The organism is Nostoc sp. (genome assembly GCF_036919575.1).
GTDB lineage: Bacteria > Cyanobacteriota > Cyanobacteriia > Cyanobacteriales > Nostocaceae > Nostoc.
This window is the reverse complement of the sequence record NZ_JBALBY010000005.1, coordinates 49,238-69,493: the sequence shown is the minus strand read 5'-3', so window position 1 is coordinate 69,493 and position 20,256 is coordinate 49,238. Positions and strand designations below refer to the sequence as shown.

Annotated in this window: 11 protein-coding genes; 8 read left to right on the top strand and 3 right to left on the bottom strand. The window is 41.7% G+C overall.

Annotated features, from left to right (window positions below; translation table 11 throughout):
- Positions 1–102: 102 nt before the first annotated feature.
- Positions 103–2,580, top strand: a complete 2,478-nt coding sequence (locus V7K27_RS02035; RefSeq protein WP_334943812.1) for an ATP-binding protein — start codon at positions 103–105, stop codon at positions 2,578–2,580.
- A 317-nt stretch (positions 2,581–2,897) separates the two neighbouring features.
- Here the strand turns inward: V7K27_RS02035 and hmpF are convergent, their stop codons facing one another.
- The gene (hmpF, locus tag V7K27_RS02030; protein ID WP_334943810.1) at positions 2,898–4,661 is read right to left on the bottom strand and encodes a pilus motility taxis protein HmpF; all 1,764 of its coding nucleotides are present in this window, start codon (positions 4,659–4,661) and stop codon (positions 2,898–2,900) included.
- 596 nt (positions 4,662–5,257) lie between these two features.
- Here hmpF and V7K27_RS02025 point away from each other — a divergent pair.
- From V7K27_RS02025 to V7K27_RS01995, 7 genes are all read left to right on the top strand, one after another.
- Positions 5,258–6,442 carry a response regulator gene (locus tag V7K27_RS02025; RefSeq protein ID WP_334943808.1) on the top strand — a complete coding sequence of 395 codons (1,185 nt, stop codon included), beginning with the start codon at positions 5,258–5,260 and terminating at the stop codon, positions 6,440–6,442.
- 317 nt (positions 6,443–6,759) lie between these two features.
- On the top strand, positions 6,760–7,125 hold the full coding sequence (locus V7K27_RS02020) for a response regulator transcription factor (RefSeq protein ID WP_069073698.1): 366 nt from the start codon (positions 6,760–6,762) through the stop codon (positions 7,123–7,125).
- A 13-nt stretch (positions 7,126–7,138) separates the two neighbouring features.
- Positions 7,139–7,669 (top strand): chemotaxis protein CheW, encoded by a 531-nt coding sequence (locus tag V7K27_RS02015; RefSeq protein ID WP_292767238.1) that lies wholly within the window; start codon positions 7,139–7,141, stop codon positions 7,667–7,669.
- 14 nt (positions 7,670–7,683) lie between these two features.
- Entirely contained in the window at positions 7,684–10,626 is a 2,943-nt protein-coding gene (locus V7K27_RS02010; RefSeq protein WP_334943806.1) for a methyl-accepting chemotaxis protein, read from the top strand.
- A gap of 115 nt (positions 10,627–10,741) precedes the next feature.
- A complete protein-coding gene (locus V7K27_RS02005) occupies positions 10,742–16,849 on the top strand; it encodes a hybrid sensor histidine kinase/response regulator (RefSeq protein WP_334943804.1) in 6,108 nt (2,035 codons plus the stop codon).
- Between the two features lie 809 nt (positions 16,850–17,658).
- A complete protein-coding gene (locus V7K27_RS02000; RefSeq protein WP_334824374.1) occupies positions 17,659–18,003 on the top strand; it encodes a DUF1815 family protein in 345 nt (114 codons plus the stop codon).
- Positions 18,004–18,946: 943 nt separating this feature from the next.
- Positions 18,947–19,447: an acyl-CoA thioesterase gene (locus V7K27_RS01995; protein WP_334943802.1), complete on the top strand. Its 501-nt coding sequence runs from the start codon at positions 18,947–18,949 to the stop codon at positions 19,445–19,447.
- 196 nt (positions 19,448–19,643) lie between these two features.
- Here V7K27_RS01995 and V7K27_RS01990 read toward each other — a convergent pair whose 3' ends face one another.
- Entirely contained in the window at positions 19,644–19,817 is a 174-nt protein-coding gene (locus V7K27_RS01990; protein ID WP_334943800.1) for a hypothetical protein, read from the bottom strand.
- 132 nt (positions 19,818–19,949) lie between these two features.
- Positions 19,950–20,147, bottom strand: a complete 198-nt coding sequence (locus tag V7K27_RS01985) for a hypothetical protein (RefSeq protein WP_334943798.1) — start codon at positions 20,145–20,147, stop codon at positions 19,950–19,952.
- Between the last annotated feature and the right edge of the window lie 109 nt (positions 20,148–20,256).

Below are 20,256 nucleotides of genomic sequence, written 5' to 3'. Positions count from 1 at the left end.
TACTTGTTATTTTAATAACGTCTTTTAAGCTAAATAGATTTTGCCACTTGTTGGCATACAGCTAGCTAAAAAGACAAGTTTTGATTTAATTAAAGGCAGTGTATGGAAGAAGTAATTGTAACTTATTTAACATCAATCAAGAATGAATTAAAGGAAACTGGTAGACAAAGAAAAAATCTCAAAATTAAAAGTATTCTTAACCAAGTTGGTTGTCAGCGTAGGAGTCAGTCATTTATTGACAAATTCAATAACTGTTTAGCTGATTTAGGCTTAAGAATAATCCCAGCATTTAATATTGGTTGCTCATACGATGAAAGAGTTGCTATTTCCTTTGATGGAGTTACTTGTACAGAGAATGAAGTAGAACAGATAGATCCTATTTCAGAAAAAAATAGTCTAAATTTCTTGAACCCTTTAAAAGTTAAACATGATTTATTCTATTATTTATTTGATTTTGATTCTGAGCAAGAATACGAAACTTTTCAAGCTTGTTTAGACTCAAATCAACCAGTTGGTCTATTCCTGATTCCATCCAAAGAGGATTTCTTTTCTGATATTGTAGCGAAAATCTTAACTTATGAACTAATTCGTAAAAAACAATATATAGGAGTGACTCCAAATTTAGTAACTTCTAATGCCTGTTTTAATAGTTACTCTCACGAAAATGAAACAAATGAATCTGTAGGTACTGGGGATAAATCTCAATTCTCATTCTCAAGCATTTTGCACTTTAGTCAGTCAACAATGACAAATGTAATACTAGGGGATACAAGTTTTGAGCTAATTGAATCAGAAAAATTTGATGAACAATTTAACCAACTATCACTGTATACTAATAAATACTATTCAGAACAATTTTTCATTCTATTTCATTGTCCTTCGGAAGTTGAGATGTATAAGCATCATAAGAGGGATATGTTTGGATATTTAGTAGATAAAATTGCTAAGAAGTTACCATTTGTATTTACATTAAGGTGTAAGTATCCTGACGATAAATCAGTTCCTTCAGAAGTCAGGAAAGATATACAACATCATTTGAGTCTTTTATTAGAAGCTCCAAATTATATTTCAGACGATGAGAGCTTATCAATAATTGACTATTTTTTAGAGTTACAAAAAATACAAGTTCAGGCAGAAGCTCAGTTACTTATTAGTATGAAAACTGAGCATTTTAAAACTTTGGTTTATGGTTCGGAGTCTGATGAACACATATACCTCAAATATTTTGCTATTAGAACTCTTGAATGCCAGGGTTATAATCTATCCCAAATTCGCTGTGAAGCAACAGTTAATCCTGATAATAATGAAACAGAGGGGAAATCAAAAGTTAAGAGAAGACCAGATGTTTATATTGAGAATAATACAATAGTTGAGGTAGAAACGTTAAGAGGTAAGGCATACGGAGAGAACGTTTTTCTTGATTTAATACAAGATATATCAATAAAAATAGATGGATGGCCTAGTCAAGCCAAGTATGTCTGGCTGGTACTTCCTGGATTTGAAATTGCCCGTAATTACTACCAACTCAAAAAAACACAAGAAATTTTAGAAGCGAAATTAATAGAAAAATATGATAAATCAATTCAATTTTATATTATGGCTCCCGATTATAAAAATCATCAACTAATTCCTGTATCATTTGATTTGATAAGCTATCCATCCTTTGAGAGAAGACCACCTCAAGTTTCAACACTTGTAACTCCAGAACCACCAGTAATTGAAATTGACTTTAAATATGTAAAGGGTTTAAATGAAGAGAAGAGTAAGCTTAATAAGCTCTTAAAAATACAGTTAAAAGGAATTAATAGTCGTATTAATGGAATATTATTTTTTGGCTTACCTGGATGTGGTAAGACTCTTTTAGCAAATGCATTTGCTAACGAATCTGGAAGATACTTCTTTAAGCTATCTCCATGTGATATTCAGAGTATGTGGATTGGACAAAGCCAAAAAAATTTGAGAGCTATTTTTGCTCAAGCTAAAAAGAAAGCGCCATCTGTCGTATTTATTGATGAATTAGATAGTATTGGCTTTAGTAGACATGAATTACACGCACATACAGATCAAAAAGCGACGATTAACCAACTCTTAATAGAATTAAATAATATTGCAGAGCATGATGTAATCGTTATTGCAGCAACTAACTATCTAATTGGCATTGATAATGCCTTGAAACGTTCGGGCAGATTAGATTGGAAAATACCTATTTTTCCACCTAATGCACCTGAAAGAACTGAGCTATTCAAACATTATCTTTCACTATCAAAAATTTGCGATAATCTTTCAGTTACAACCGAAACTTTGAATTTAATAGATTATGAAGAATTAGGCAAGGAAAGTAAAAAGCTAACTCCTTCTGACATTGAGCTAGTTTGCAAAGAAATTAAAAATGATATTTTACTTGATGAAATTTCGCCTCAATTAACAACTTCATGTGTGGCTTCTTATGTAAATAACCTTAGAGAAGGAAATTTAACACTAATAGAATCCCAAGTTTCACAATTTATAAGTGAGTGTAAGAGCTTAAGTATAAAAAGTTATAAGCTTGAACAGCTAGAGAATGAGTGGAATATTTATTGAATCAGATATAAATTAAAAATTAATACCAGACCCAAGGCATCAATTTAATGCAGCTGACAATTGCCTCAGAGAAAGCGATCGCACAGCAAGCAAAGCAATTAATTGGGCGGGTACAATTAGAGGATGTTTGAAAAGTATTGGGCGAATAGAATAGAGCCTCCGGCACGCTGACGCGAACGCTACTACACAAAGCTTAGTCCACGGAGGTGGACTAACACAAAATCAAGAGTTTTTAACCCACGGAGGTGGGTTTTGTCTGTGTAGCCGCGACTTCCAGTCGCCCGGTGAGTAGTAAATTAGACTTTACTGGGCACTTGTTAAGACGCCAGTAATTCTGGTTGAGACATTAAACTTTCAAGAGTATGGCGCAACTGTGCGATCGCTTGCAGTTGAGAATCACCATTTTCCTGAAATTGATCCAAAGATTCTCCAATTAAGAGCAGCTTTTGCCGTAATCCATCTAGAGAATCCTGAATTGGTTGTAGTGCTTCTTCATACAAATTCACTCGACCACAGCATTCAGCAGTTGTTCTTCGTAGAGACAACAAGTTTTCCTCGATCGCTTTGAGTTCTTGGCGTTTTTCATCCAAATCGTGAGTTTGATTGTCAATCATTCCCTGATTTAGCTCAATACCAGCACGGATCTGCTCAATCTCACGTTCCAGCTTTTGGATTTCCTGTGAATATTGTTGTCGCTGGGTTTCAATTTGTAACAGAATCGGTTCTAAATTAATTTTGTTGTTGCTTTCTTTTTCATCAGCAACAGGATGTCCTTGCCGCCGTAACAGTACAACTTGGTGTTGCTTGAGAAACTCCTGATGCTGTAACATATTGCGGCGTTGTCCCACCAAACTGGAGTTTAGCATCTGATAGAGGTCTTGTTCATCCGTTAGTTCCAATTCCAAATTGATGTGGTCATGGTCAGATGCGTGATTTATTTTAGTTTGGAGTTGTTCTATAGTTTCTTGTTTATATTTCAGTTCTTGTTCTTGATCGTGAACAAAGCTAGCGTCTATTTCCACCTTATATTGCAAGTCTTGCACTATTTTTTGTAGTTCTTCTAAAGGCTTTTTCTCCAAAGCTTCCACATCAACTTGCTGACCGAGAACTACATCACCAGATGTTGCAGCCAAAGACTGAATCTGTTGATATAACTCTTCAGCGTTTCGTAACTGCTCTTTGATTATCCGAGCATACTCTTGCTTGCTGGTAATATCTGCTGTATTCACCTGCAATTGGGCTGTGTGCTGGGCTAGAGAATTTTGTGCTTGTTCCCATGCGTTTTGGCGATCGCTAAAGTTTTGTGACAAACCCTCAACTTCTGCTTGCTGTTGAGCGATCGCAGTTTTTTGTTCCTCCAATTTTTGCCAGTGTGGGGTTAGAATAACTTGCTGCTTTTCGACCAATTCAAAGGCTAGATGTAGGTGTTCTCTAACTGTTTCCGTGGGAACAGCACTACTAGACAAGCGATCGAGTAACTCACTCATCACCCGACTTTGCTCCTCATCCAAAACCGTCCCTTGTTTAAAATCCGCTTGACGTTCGTCTAGACGACGCTGCTCACCCCGCAAATGCTCCCAAGCGCCTTCCAACTCCTGGCGGTTGCGCTCAACTTCTGCTTGCAACCGTTCAAGTTCCTGACGCGAGGTGTCAACTTCCTGTTTTTGCTCCTCCAGGCGTTGCACCTCATCCTCCATTTCTTCCAACTGTTCCGATCGCACTTCCATGTCCATTTCACGGCGATTCAACTCTTGCGCCTGAAACGTCAGCGACTGCTTCCACTGATCAATCTCATCTTCCTTGAGCTTAAATTTCTCCAATTGGCGGGAAAAATTCTGCAAAATGTTGACTAGTGGACGCCCTGCTTCTTGAATCCGTTGCACTTGACGATTCGGATTCAGTTCAACCAGTACCAAAGCACCATCATTTAATTTGCTTGCGTCCTCAGCAGCAATCACATCTTCCGACACAGTACTCCAATTCTGGTCAGTTCGCTGACAAGCTAGCAGTTTCAGTTCAGTTTTGGCACCGCCACTGAGTAAACCACCTTTCTGTTTTTGTACTTCTGCTAAATACAGCACACCCTTAGTCCTTTACCGTTAGTCCTTTATAAGAAGAATTCAGAACTCAGGAGTCAGAATTCAGAATTGAATTCTGTACGACTGGGTAATGAATATTGGTTTAAAACCTTGCCCGCAAGTGGCGCGAAAAAATTTAACATATTCTCGCCTTAAAACTCTATCCCTTTATGGGTGGAGTATTCACAATTGGTGAATTCTGTATTCTGACTCCTGTTTTATTGATGCACTTAAAGTTGGTGTTTTGGCATATACCTGAAATAATTCTGTTAACTCGGCTCACTGAACTGAAGTTTAGGAGCATAAGACAGACAAAACTATAGACGCGAGATATTACGTCTTGGATACTTGTAAAAGCGACTTGATCGCGCCTTTATATTTTGTACTGATGAAAGTGATGATGACTTCCGTGTTAACACTAGCTTTGTCGAAATGTATTACGAAAGATTAAGGTTTATAGTTTAATGTATTCTCACATGACAACAAGGAACAGGGTAACAATCTTTCCAATACTCCATAATAAATACTTAAAGAAGAATTCAGAATTCAGAATTCAGAAGTCAGAATTCAGCAATACTTAAGGAGTAGTTTTTAGATAAATGCAGGGAAATTTAAATGAAATTGATATTGGCAGTATTTTGCAATTGATTGAGTTGGGACAGCGAACTGGGCAACTATGGGTGAGAGCTAGTAGCTCTCACCATAGCAACAAACTGGGTGGAGAGGGAGCAAGCATTCATCGCCCTCAACAACAGTCTTGGTTCGTCTTTTTCCTGAATGGTCAAATTATCTATAGCCAAGAAGGTGAGAGTAGTTTATCCAGAATTAGGGATTATTTACGTTATTACCGAGTTGAAATGCGACTCACCGACAAACAAATTGCCTCCCTACCATCAATCGACGCGTCAGAGTATGCCTATCTTTGGGCACTCTTGGAACGGAATATCATCAACCCAAAGATAGCTGGTAGTATCATTTACGGCTTGGTGCATGAAACCCTTTTTGACCTGTTGAGCTTACACCAAGGTAACTTCATTTTCCATCAGGGTGCGGCACTTGCCCCGCAATTAAATACTTTCGAGATTGCTCCTTTTGTTACAAAAATTACCAAACAGGTGCAAGAGTGGAAGCAATTCTATCCACACATTCAGTCTCCAGAACAATTGCCAGTGCTATCTGACAAAACTCAGCTACAATCCTCGCTACCAGAAGCAACCGTGAATAAGCTACAACATTGGGCTGATGGTAAAACATCCTTGCGTCAACTGGCTCGCAATCTCAACCGAGACATTTTGACAGTCGCTAAGGCAATATATCCATATGTGCAACAGGGTTGGCTACAACTAGTATATTCAGAGACAACTAAACCAGATAGCCACACAAATGGCGGGGAATTGAAGGAAAAACACAAGGGGCGGATAGTATGTATTGACGATGCGATCGCTATCGGTGAAACTATAAATTCCATCCTACAACCACAAGGTTATGAAGCGATCGCCCTCACCAATCCCTTAGAGGCACTGAGTCTGGTTTTTCAACTCAAACCGGATTTAATTTTATGTGACATTGCCATGTCGGAATTGGAGGGGTACGAGGTTTGCGCCATGCTGAGACATTCAACAGCATTTCGGCTTATACCGATTATCATGCTTACTGGTAAAGATGGATTTATTGATCGAGTCAAAGCTAAGATGGTCGGGGCTACAGATTATTTAACAAAACCGTTTACAGACACTGAGTTACTTATGCTCGTAGAGAAATATATCAACATAGACTCTCAATAGGGCATGGGGCATTGGGCATTGGGCATTGGGCATTGGGCATTGGGCATTAGTTATTAATCACTTGACTCCTAACTCCTGTACAGACGCGATTAATCGCGTCTCTTCTGAGGGGCATCTGCATATAAAAAGATGCAAGATTTGTTGATCTACGAAAAGATCAGGTAAAAGATGTTATCACAGAGTCAGCCAACTTAGTGAAAGATCAATATCCAGGAAAATAGTGAAAAACTAGAATTAATTTATACAGTTAATACTTGCGGAGGAATCAGGGAATGTTCCAAGTAGGAACGTCTACATCAGGAGGTAGATAGACACTTATGAGTACAGTTCTGATTGTGGAAGATAGTATCGCGCAGAGGGAGATGATTACAGACCTCCTAAAAGCAACTGGCTTAACTGTTACCCATGCCAGTGACGGATTAGAAGCATTGGAGGCAATTCAAATAGCACCTCCAGATTTAGTGGTATTGGATATTGTTATGCCCCGGATGAACGGCTACGAAGTTTGTCGGCGGTTAAAATCCGATCCAAAAACCCAAAATGTCCCTGTGGTGATGTGTTCTTCCAAAGGCGAAGAATTTGATCGCTATTGGGGCATGAAGCAGGGCGCAGATGCCTACATAGCTAAACCGTTTCAACCAACCGAGTTGGTGGGAACAGTCAAACAACTGCTGCGAGGATAAGGATAAAAGCAATATGGTCAGCAAACCGGACTTTTTAAGTGGTAGCGGTCAAGACCATTTCCGTCCTGAATTACAAGTAGAAAGTCCTGAAGGTGAGTTACATTTGAGGTTTTACATTCCCTCGCATCAGGAGTTTGCATTACAAGCAACTGGTATCCGGGAGGTAATTGAACTAAGTCCTGATAGAATCACCCCGATTCCTAATGCTTCTCCTTTACTTTTGGGTACTCTAAATTTACGAGGTCGAGTTATTTGGGTGGCTGATTTGGGTCAATTTCTTGGGGAAGCAAGTGCATTAAACACGGATAGAGCGGAAATTTCGGTGATTGCCATTGAAGAGCAAGACACAATAGTGGGTTTAGCAGTAGAGGAAATCGGTGGTATGGACTGGCTGGATGTTCAGAATCTCATGCCACCAACTAATGTTCCCGATACTATGGCTCCCTTTTTACGTGGAGAGTGGTTATTACGTGCTAAAAATAATCAGTCTCTACGACTGCTCGATCAAATGGCAATTTTACGGAGTGCTAGGTGGGCAGGATGAAATTGGAGGAGGAAATGGCAGCAAGTATTGATAATCACGAACCAACATATCAACAGGCGATGACTGCCTATGTCCAAAGGGATTATGAGGTTGCCGCCACCTTAGTTGACCAAGTGGTGCAAAATTTCCCAAATGACCCGAACTCTCATTTGTTACGGGGTCACATCTACTATGTTTTGCAGCAGTACGATGTCGCAAAAGAACAATATCAACAGGTATTACGCCTGAGCGACGATCAAGAAATTATTGGTTTTGCCAATAGTGGAATTGAGAATATCAATCAATATTTACAGTCATTCAGTGGGGAGATTGATACATCACCAAGTCAAGAGGAAATAAATTCCTCAGAGATGTCTGATGCACTGGTATATAGCGACCCAGAATTAGAAGATTTGAGCGCTAGTGAGGATTTTGACAGCAATAACCTTGATTTGAACTTTTTTGGAGAGGTTCAAGAAACTGTGAATGGCGTTGAAGAGCTATCTTCAAAAAGTCCATTTGACATACCTACAGAAGATAGTATTGGAACAGTAAAAATATCAGATTCTTCTCCAGTTTTTGGTGACGACCCTTTTGCCTTCAATGAAGAATCGCTAGAACAAGAGTCAAATAGCAATTCGGAGGAGAAAACAGAATTAGAGTTGCCTGCTTTCTGGCAGGAAGATATATCAGAAGATAGTCTGGAAGAATCATTAGGAAATAGTCAGTTTTCAGATAATGGGATAAATTCTGATCGCGGAAATTCAGCTATTGACAAGAATAACTCTTCATCTTCTAATTCCGAAACTGGTAATAGCGAGAATAATTTCTCTGATTTGTTGAGTGAAACAAAGTCTCCAGAGCTTGGTATTGGAAATTTAGAATATAAAAAATCTAGCTTTGGAGATGAAACTTTACTGATTATTGAAGAAGAACTGAGAAATGGTTCGGCAACAACAAATAACTTGGAATCTAGCAGTAAAGAAAATTTCCCGGAAACCGAGGCACATGATTGGTTGAAATCAACAGATTTAGGAATAGAATCAGCTTTTGTGCCTGATTTATCTGATGATTCTTCATCTTTTAGCAGCAATCTCCCTCTGGAAGAAAAGCCGTTAAAATCAGGTGAGATTATCGGGGAAAATAACTTTGATGACGATGAAAACTTTGATATGGAAGCATTTGAGTCGGCCTTTGGCTCAGAGGGATTAAGCTCTTATGAAGACTCAAACAATATACTAAATGGAGAAAATTCTAAGAGCAATATCGAGTTTTTAGATGACTTTGAGGAATTTGACGATTTAGGCAACATTCCAGGGTTTGACCTGACGGAAGGAGGTTCTAACTTCGGTGATCTAGCAATGCATTCTGCTCCAGCAGAAACTAGTGGCAGTAGAAGCCCTCAAACCGCGGAGGCTTTTTTAAGTGATGCAGCTAGCGATCGCGACGAAGAACTATTCTCGATGACTGGTTCCCATGAATCAGTTCCAGTCTTTAGCCAAACAGATGTCTCGAAAGTAGAACCCAACGTTAACGTCGAGCAAGGCTGGTTAGCACCATTAGAAAATGCCTCCATCGAAAGGAAACAATGGCTAATTGCTGGAAGTGTGGGCATTGTCTCGGCGCTGGTTGTCGCTACAGTTAGCTTTGTCGCCACCACCTTTTCGCCAGCCCAACAACGAGAATCAGTCCGAAACACAGGCTGGGCAATGTCATTAGCATCTGGGATTGCCGGTTTTGCTACCGCAGGCTTCATGGGGAATCTGGCGCTTAAACAAATTCGGCGCACAACTGATGATCTCCAAACTCAGTTTGATGCTGTACGTCAAGGAAATCTGAATGCTCAAGCCACAGTGTTTTCCGAAGATGAATTGGGGCATTTAGCCACTGGCTTTAATGAAATGGCGCGAGTAATTTTCACGACTACAAGTGAAGTCCAACGGAAAGCCGATGAACAAGAGGAAGCCAAAGAAAACCTCCAACGCCAGGTGATTCGTCTGTTAGATGATGTGGAAGGAGCTGCTAGAGGAGATTTAACAGTCCAAGCGGAAGTGACAGCCGACGTCCTGGGAGCCGTAGCTGACGCCTTTAACCTGACAATTCAAAACCTGCGGGATATCGTCCAACAGGTAAAAGTGGCAGCGAAGGATGTGACAAAAGGTGCAACTAACTCTGAAACCTTTGCTAGAGCCTTATCTAGTGATGCTTTGCGCCAAGCAGAAGAGTTGGCTGTGACGCTGAATTCTGTACAGGTAATGACTGACTCGATTCAACGGGTAGCAGAGGCGGCGCGGGAAGCCGAAACCGTCGCCCGCGATGCTAGCACGATCGCTCTCAAAGGTGGGGAAGCAGTAGAAAATACTGTGGCGGGGATTTTAGAAATTCGAGAAACCGTTGCCGAAACCACCCGAAAAGTCAAGCGGTTAGCGGAATCTTCCCAAGAAATTTCTAAAATTGTGGCGTTGATTTCCCAAATTGCTTCCAGAACTAATTTGTTAGCACTCAATGCTAGTATTGAGGCGGCAAGGGCGGGAGACGCTGGACGCGGGTTTGCGATCGTCGCCGATGAAGTGCGCCAGCTAGCAGACAAATCTGCTAAATCCCTGAAGGAGATTGAACAAATTGTGATGCAAATCCAAAGCGAAACAGGCTCTGTAATGACCGCGATGGAAGAAGGCACACAACAAGTAATTAAAGGGACAAAATTGGCAGAAGAAGCCAAGCGATCGCTCGAAAACATTATTCAAGTGGCGAATCGCATCGATATTCTTGTGCGCTCGATTACTAACGACACTGTGGAACAAACTGAAACCTCCCGCGCTGTCGCTCATGTAATGCAATCAGTAGAACTCACTGCCCAAGAAACTTCCCAGGAAGCACAGCGAGTTTCAGGTGCCCTACAACACTTAGTAGGTGTATCCCGTGACTTGATCGCCTCCGTTGAACGTTTCCGAGTGGAAACTATGGAAACTAGATAAATTGTCATTTGTCCTTTGTCCTTTGTTATTTGCTAATGACCAATACTTCGGCAACACTCAGCACAAGTGACCAATGACCAATGACCAATGACCAATGACTAATGACTAAAAAACTATGCTGCCGGAACAACAACAGCGGATTTTGGGTTACTTTATCGAAGAAGCCAGGGATCACCTGAATACCATTGAGCAGGGGTTGCTGAATCTAGAGGGTACCTTGAACGACCCGGAAATGATCAGTGAAGTCTTCCGGGCGGCTCACTCTATCAAAGGAGGAGCCGCGATGCTGGGATTGACTAGCATCCAGCATACCTCCCACCGTCTGGAAGATTGTTTCAAAATTCTCAAAGATAATCCGGTTAAGATTGACGAAAAGTTAGAATCTTTATTTCTCGGTGTATCTGATACCCTGAAAGCGCTGTTAGAGCAGTTGAGCGGGCCATTTGGTCTTTCTGAAGATGCGGCTAATACTTTGATGTCAGAAACTGAGCCGGTCTTTCAATGGCTGTATGAGCATTTGGAATTACTTGTACAACAAGCGAACAGTGGAACAGCCAGCAGCCCTGACGCCACAGAACTACAGACAAGCTCTGGAGAAGATAATTTCTCCACACTTACAGAACTGTTCCTGCGTAGAGATATTCCCGGTTTTGCAGAAGACACCGATCAGGAATCTCCAGAAATATCCTTCCCTGTAGCACCCCAGGAGGTGCGATCGCTAAAGACGTTGGCGCAACCAGAGGCTCGCGGACTCGTTAAGGCTGCGCGATCGCCAGTCACCGCTAAAGAAAATAATAATTGGAGCGAGTTTCAAGCCCAGGTGTTGCAAACACTGCGGGAAATGTTGAAACTATTTAAGCAAACAACGACACCCTCAACTCGGCAAAAGCTTCAGCAATGCTGTTACCAGTTAGTCAAACTTGGTGAGACTTGGAATTTGCCCAAGTGGTGTGGTTTGTGTGAAGCAGCAGCCAGTGCGATCGGCAATCCTGAAAATACTTATTTGACTTTAGCTAAAATTGTCATTACCGAAATCAAGCAAGCTCAAGAATTAGTCCTGCAAGGTAGAGAAGCCGAAATTGCAATTACTCAGCAACTAGAAGCACTTTTGAGCTTTGCAGAAATTGAGTTATTAGAAATTACTTCTGATTTATTTGATGAACAGTTTGCGGCTTTGACAGAATTATCAACTACCTCAGAGCCAATTCTATTTGCTAACACCGAGCCGTTAGTCATAATTAACCTAGCTGCGGCAACTGAAGAACTTAATTTAGATCAGAATATTAGCGATCGCTCCTCTCTTCTCCAAGGGACACTACTAAACGCTGCAACTCACACTAGTCTTGCTTTCACCACACATGAGGAAACACATCCAATCAGCAGCAATCTTGATCCCAATGGGCCAGAGGTAGGAATAGCTGAGTTAAATACCCTTGCTGATTTATTTGCAGGTGAGAGTCCTGAACTAGATGAAAGCTGGCATCAAGAAGAAACCTTAAATATTGTTGCGAAGGATGACTTTGGAATTGATTTCAGCAGCACTGACGCTGAGGACGCTCATAGCGATTTATTCGATTTACTTTCCTTTGATGAAGAGATAAGCAAGAAGCAGCAACCAACAACCACAGCCGCGACAGAAGATTTATCCCTGTTATTTGGCGACAACTTCCTAGAAAAAGAGAATTCAGAACCGCAAAATCAACAAATATCTGCCACGATTCCAGAGTTGAGCGATATTAACGTACTTGATATCAATTTAGACTCTTCTTCTGGCGAAGATTTACAAGAATTTATTAATATTACTAGTGATACAAACCAGTCTCCTAGGGAGATTGTCCAAAATAGTGTCAATAAAAACGATGTCGTTGAAGATTTATTGACATTGCCACTAAATGATGATATAGAACTATTGCTTACAGGCGAAGTGACTCAACCAGAAACTGAGGCGATCGCCAGTGTAGAACTATCTACCAACCAACAAAACAGTTTTGATAACTTATTCTTAGAAACTAGAAATGCAAATTGGGTAGAACAAATTAGCCCTAGTGACTACATAGAATTACCCCAGCAAACAGGCTTGTCTTTGGATAGCCTGTTTGCTGAAACTCCAGAACAGACACTACTGCCTACAAGTGAAGCAGAAATTGGTGGTTTATTTGATACATCTCCGGCAACAGCACCTGAGTTTTCGGAATCAGAAAATGATCTGAGCAACTTCTGGAGCGAGGAAACCATAGAGGAAGCGGACGAATTCGATTCCTTAATTGAGCAGAATGTGGAAAGGGCATTAGAGGAGAGTTTGTTTGCTGATGACATTTTTGCCGATAGTCAACAGCCCATACCGAATCCTATAGCTAGTTTTGACATAGAAGAAGATTTTGATCTCAATTTCCAGCAGCAAGAGCAGCTAGATTTGATATTCTCATCAGATTCTGGAGATGATTTATTTGATCAGTTAGCACCGAGTAACTCAACTATTTCCTCTGTAATCAACGATGCTTCCACAACTGAAACGCCGTTATTCGCGCCGCATCCAGAGGAGGAAATTCTCAGGCGATCGCAACAACCAGAAGCTTTAGATTTTGTTCCAGAATTTACTAATCAGCCCCCAGACATATCTGATGTTGATCTGGAACTTAATTCATTCAATCCTTTCGATGAAAATCCGCAACTGCTGTTGGAAGATGCAGCTAGAGATGACTCCACCTATATTCAGATGGAAACCACAGATCAGACTGTGGATGAACTAGCGACTAGAGAAACTTCTTTAGATATCAATTTTGGGGAAACTTCAGATTTAGTATCACCCCAAGCACAGCCAAGTGATTTGTTCAATCCTTTCGATGAAAATCCGCAACTGCTGTTGGAAGATGCAGCTAGAGATGACTCCACCTATATTCAGATGGAAACCACAGATCAGACTGTGGATGAACTAGCGACTAGAGAAACTTCTTTAGATATCAATTTTGGGGAAACTTCAGATTTAGTATCACCCCAAGCACAGCCAGATGATTTGTTCGGCTCTTTCGATGAAAATCCGCAACTGGCGTTTGAAAATGTCGCCACAGATGACTCCACCTATATTCAGATGGAAACCACAGATCAGACTGTGGATGAACTAGCGACTAGAGAAACTTCTCATATCAATTTTGGGGAAACTTCAGATTTAGTATCATCCCAAGCACAGCCAGATGATTTGTTCGGCTCTTTCGATGAAAATCCGCAACTGGCGTTTGAAAATGTCGCCACAGATGACTCCACCTATATTCAGATGGAAACCACAGATCAGACTGTGGATGAACTAGCGACTAGAGAAACTTCTCATATCAATTTTGGGGAAACTTCAGATTTAGTATCATCCCAAGCACAGCCAGATGATTTGTTCGGCTCTTTCGATGAAAATCCCCATCTGCTGTTTGAAGATGTCGCCACAGATGACTCCACCTATATTCAGATGGAAGAAACCACAGATCAGACTGTGGATGAACTACCAGCTACAGAAACTTCTTTAGATATCAATTTTGGGGAAACTTCAGATTTAGTATCACCCCAAGTACAGCCAGATGATTTGTTCGGCTCTTTCGATGAAAATCCGCAACTGGCGTTTGAAGATGTTGCCACAGATGACTCCACCTATATTCAGATGGAAGAAACCACAGATCAGACTGTGGATGAACTACCAGCTACAGAAACTTCTTTAGATATCAATTTTGGGGAAACTTCAGATTTAGTATCACCCCAAGTACAGCCAGATGATTTGTTCGGCTCTTTCGATGAAAACACCGATGAGAATTCACAACTGCTGTTTGAAACGGTTATTCAGGAAGATGTAGAAACTTATTTGTGGGATCTAGGAGAGACATCTGAAGTTGCACCAGTATCAGAGGGAGAAAATGCTATTATTGCCCCGACTGAAGAATTGGCAACCACAGAAACCATTGAAGAAGATGAATTTGCAGACTTGGCAGCATTACTAGGAGAGGAAGTAGCACCCATCCCCAAAGCGAAGGAGATACCAGAAGTAGATTTTGCTGCCCTGGAAGAATTGCTAGGTACAGATAACGATGAGGCAGATGTTATATCTAGCGATGTCTACGACGGGCTACGCCAACGCCAGCCCCTCAACACTCAACCAGTCTTGGCTAAAAATGCCATTCCATCACCAGCTACAGATGAATTTGGTGACTTGGAGAAGTTGCTGGCAGAAGCAGATCAAACAATATCCCATGCCCCAGTAGTAAAATCTAACGCCAGCAAAATTATACGCCCCTCTACTCGTCGGGCTGCCAGATTTGAAGAATCGATGAAGGTTCCAGTTAAGCAACTGGATGACATGAGTAATTTAGTTGGGGAGATGGTGGTAAATCGCAATACCTTAGAGCAAGATAATGAACGGCTGCGGCAGTCACTAGATAACTTGCTGATTCAGGTACAACAACTCTCAGATGTGGGCGCCAGGATGCAGGAGTTGTATGAGCGATCGCTACTGGAAGCTTCTCTGTTAGCCGGACGCAAAAAGAAAGACACAGGCATTCAAGCGCCTGATTCCCATACCGACATGGGTTTTAGTGAGCTAGAAATGGATCGCTTTACTCCTTTCCATACACTGTCCCAGCAGATGATTGAGCGCATTGTCCGCATCAGGGAATCATCTAGTGATATTGATTTTGTTACCGAAGAAACCGAGCGAGTAGCAAGGCAATTCCGCCAAGTAACCACCCAGTTACAAGAAGGATTAACAAGAGCGCGAATGGTGCCTTTTGCTCAAACTATCGATCGCTGGCGGCGAGGAGTGCGTGACAATGCCATCAAGTGTGGCAAACAAGTAGAGTTGGTGATCGAAGGTGGTGATACCTTAATTGACAAGATGATTTTGGATCATCTGACCGATCCGCTAACTCATATGCTGAATAATGCGATCGCTCACGGTATCGAAACGCCAGAAGAGAGGCAAGCTGCTGGGAAACCACCCGTGGGAATCATTACTATCCGTGCCTTCTACCAAGGCAACCAAACTATCCTTTCTGTTGGCGATGATGGCGCAGGTATCGATTCAGCAAGGATTAAAGCTAAGGCGGTAAAGATTGGCATGATTACAGAAGCGCAGGCAAAAGCCATGTCTCGCCTGGAAGTATACGATCTACTGTTCCAGTCTGGTTTTACGATCAAAGACCAGGCAGATGAAATTTCTGGACGTGGCGTGGGTATGGACGTAGTGCGCTCAGAAATTAGCGAAATTCGGGGGACAGTCACCACCGATTCGACAATCGGTAAGGGAACCACCTTCACAATTCGTCTGCCACTGACTCTGAGTATTTGTAAAGCTCTCTGCTGCGTCTCGGATCGAGCTAGAATTGCTTTCCCGATGGATGGTGTAGAAGATACGCTGGATATACCAGTCAAAAATATTCAGCATGATGCTAATGGGCAATCATTTATTTCCTGGCGCGATACAGTGCTGCCATTCCGACCCCTGAAGGAACTTTTAACCTTCAATCGCCAAATCAGTCGCGGCAATGTCTATGGCGGCACCAGAGATGATGATATGGTTTCTGTGGTCGTGGTGCGATCGGCAAATACCATGATTGCTTTACAGATTGACCTGGTGTTAAGCGAACAAGAAATTGTAATTAAGCAATTTGAAGGTCCAGCGCCTAAACCCATTGGTGTAGCTGGTGCTACAGTCTTAGGTGATGGTCGGATTATGCCTATTGCTGACGTGCTGGAAATAATTGACATCTTCCAGGGACGGATTTCTACACAACTTGGTGGCAGTTCTTGGCAACAGAAAGCCACTCCCCCAGACACTTCTCCTGCGAAGATTGACCCGACAGTGCTGATCGTCGATGACTCAATTACAGTTCGAGAATTGCTATCCCTGACATTTAACAAAGCAGGTTATCGCGTAGAACAGGCGCGTGACGGACAGGAAGCTTGGGATAAACTCCGCTCCGGTCTACCTTGCGATATCGTATTTTGCGACATTGAAATGCCCCGTTGCGATGGTCTGGAGTTACTCTCTCGCATCCAGAAAGACCCAAACCTCAACCACCTACCGATCGCTATGCTCACCTCGCGGGGTGCAGACAAGCATAGACAAATTGCCGCTCAACTCGGTGCTAGTGGCTACTTTACCAAGCCCTATCTCGAAGAAGCTCTACTTGAAGCTGCGGCGCGGATGTTGAAAGGGGAAAAACTTCTTAGCACTACAAGTAATGTTTAAGCTGAAAAACATCTAATTTCCATAACCGAATTAAACATAACTCTTGTGGGGTGGGCGTCTCGCCATTGGTGTCAAATTAACGTGAAAGTTAGTCTAGAAGTAGCATTTAGAGATTGTCTCGTTCCCAGTCTCCGACTCTTAATGCATTCCGAGAGGCTCCGCCTCAAGACTTGCGGCAGAGCCGCAATTGAAGAGCATTTCCAGCTTCTTGCTGGAAACGAGGTTTGAAAAGAGTTTTGGCTTAAGTTGACACGCATCAGCTGTGCCCCTACCAACGTATTTGTATCATTATTAAAGTAAAACGGTATTACACTCAGACTTTTCTTCTATTAATTACGTAAAGTTTGTATAAAGGACTATTGTCTATACCAAAACCGACATTAGAAAGAGAACAGATCAAACATCTAAGCAAAAGACAGTATAACGATGCAAAACTACGTTATCACCTCTACTAGCAGTGAATTTGGCTGCACACCGCCTATAAAAACGCAATATGTAGCTTTTCTGTAGTTGACTTGTGGTAGATTTAAGTTACTCTTAAAGCGGATCGCTTCTTCTAAGAATCTACCCTGACAGAAGTGTATAAAGATATAGTTAAATTTAGCAATTCTGTCCGAGATTTTGAATTTACAAACTGAATAGTTTGATACGGCGCTCAAAAGCCTGATCCACTACCCTAAACAAGGTAGTCAATTACATGACTCAATATCATCTGTCTGCTAATTGTAATGAATAGTTTACAATACAGTGGATGAGAAAATCTAAAGAAAATATAAAAGAGACTCAACTGTGGTGTCTGGAGGACAAAAGTGTTTCTGAGACTAGCACATCAACATCGACAATTCGTCCAAGATTTGGTAATGAACCTGCAAGCCTTGGCGGTTGTACTAGAGCGGCGCGGGTATCTTGCATCTTGCTACACCTGTGGCGACCAAATGAATAGTGCATCGTTTATGGTTAGCTTGGGTGATAACCACCTGATTCGGTTTTTAGTGTCCGATTACGGGATTACTTGGACGGAAATGCGGGATGACCGCGAATTAATGAAGCTAGAAGGTGCGGAGGCAATCAGCCAACTAGACGAACTGGCTAGTCTTGTCAAGCAATCTATGCAAACTGATACAGGCTCTAAAACTCTTGCCAAGAAGTATTAAGTTGCAAAGGTCGATCGCAAATTAAAAATTCCATATTTCTTTGTCTAACATCTGGTTACGCAGATCGTCAGATTCGATATGGAAGTCAATCAATTTTGGATTTAAGAGAAAGCGATTTTAGATTGACTGTACCCACTCTTGGGATACGGCTTGGGGATTTTAGAGAAAGCGATTTGAGATTTGTTCCGCCCACAATCTGCGGTGGCTCTGTACCAAAGAAATAATCCAAAATCCAAAATTTAAAATCTAAAATTGGCACGGTAAAGCAGCCGTCGGTGCTAGGGATGCTCAAAACCCCTATGGAGATGAGGTAAGACCTGGGAATTCTCAGGCGCTTGTCGATGAAGTAGGAATCGCGTGACTTCTAGTCATGCGAGGTTCAATATCGGTAATTGATAATGGTGGCTTAGTTAGCGATCGCTCTTACCTATTTGATTATTTTAAGTGATTGGCTCGTGGCTAGCCCATCGCAGATTTTTTTGTATCTGCCAAAACCTCACAAGCCAGATTTTAAGCTTTTAAGTGGAAGGCGTTAAAATACACCCAAGTCGAGTTTGGGTAGTTAGACGCTGCTCTTTTCCCAAAATTTCATCAAAATGCGATCGCAGTTTTCATTAATTATGTCTAGAATTTTTGTAGTAGCGATCGCTATTATCAAATCTTGCAATTTATACATCAGCCACAAGAAAAGAAAAAGTCATCCTCTGGCAGAGGTGGGAACAATCAACACCTAAGCACAATTATATAATCATCTATTTGGGGTACAGTGATTCTGGGATAGCTAAAGCTGTTGCCAGATTTTTTCTAGAGGTCGTTCTCTCCCCAAGCGCTAATCTCGGTGTGTCCCACCGTACTTAGATATACCGCTAAAATATTCAGCGCTGGGTTTTCGTCGCTGCTATTGAATGATTTGGAAAATTTATCGGTGCTGAGAAAATTGAAGATGTCAGAAGAAAAACCCAGCCAACCAAAACTACCACCAACCAGCGCCCTTGACAATCCATCAAGTCATGAATTTGCGAATTGGTTTAAATATCCGATCAGAGTGCAACCCCACCACACTGACTATGCAGGTCTTGTCTGGCACGGTTCCTATCTAGCTTGGATGGAAGAAGCGCGGATTGAATGCTTGCGATCTATAGGGATTGAATTTGCTGATTTAGTCGCTATCGGTTGCGATTTACCAGTTGTAGAACTGTCGGTGCGCTATCACCGTTCAATTCAATTGGGTATGGCAGTGGTGGTAAAAACGCGTATGGCTGAGGTGACTGGTGTCCGAATCAATTGGGATTATGCCATTGTCTCAACTGATGGACAACAATTATACGTCACTGCCAAGGTGACATTAGTAGCTTTAGATCGCGAAAGAGGCAAGATTATGCGTCAGTTACCGGCGAGTGTTAAGGATGCATTAGCCAAGATTTCAGCATTCAATAATAATTAACCAAGAAAGAGGGTTCCTATTTGATTTTTGAAAAGACTCTTTAGGTGTGTAGCTGCGAGAGTACGGCACCATTTATAAGGATTTGGTGCCGTACTCTGGGCGTTAACACACCCGACAATATAGCGGTTCCCACTCAGATGCGGTACAACATTATATTGCGAGGTGTAGGGGCACGGCACTGCCCATGCGTGTCAACTTAAGCCCAAACCCCTTTAAAACCTCCTTTCCAGCCTCTGGCTGGAAATGCAGATCCTGGTGGCTCTGCCGCCAGGAAGAGAGGCGGAGCCTCAATGAGGGGCATTCCCAGTCGGAGACTGGGAACGAGATAACGAGATAATCTGCTAAAAGCTGGTTCTAGGCTGGCTTTCACGTTAAGTTGACACCAATGGGCAGTGCCGTGCCCCTACGGCTGTACCTCACGTAAACGAGAACCGCTATACCTAATTTTTTTCATAAATCAAACCGGATTCCTATATCATTAGCCAAAGTCAAGTATAGATTTTTACTTGCTACTTTGAATCTGCGACAGATTTTGAGCAAACTGCGTTACGTAATGCCAAATATCTTGGGGAGTAATGCCAAAACCAATATTTAATAAAACAAGGATTGCGGCAATAGTCAATGCACTACTCAAGGTTGCTTTCAGCAACTTCCACAATATTATGAAGACGATCCAAGCTACAATCAGCGTAGCAATCATATAGATTAATTCCTTAATAATTGCCCTTGTCTGAGAGTGGGTTTATTCAGAAAGGGTAAGTTTTTGTTTTGCTAACAATCACTGGTATAAAAGATGCTAAACCCAATTT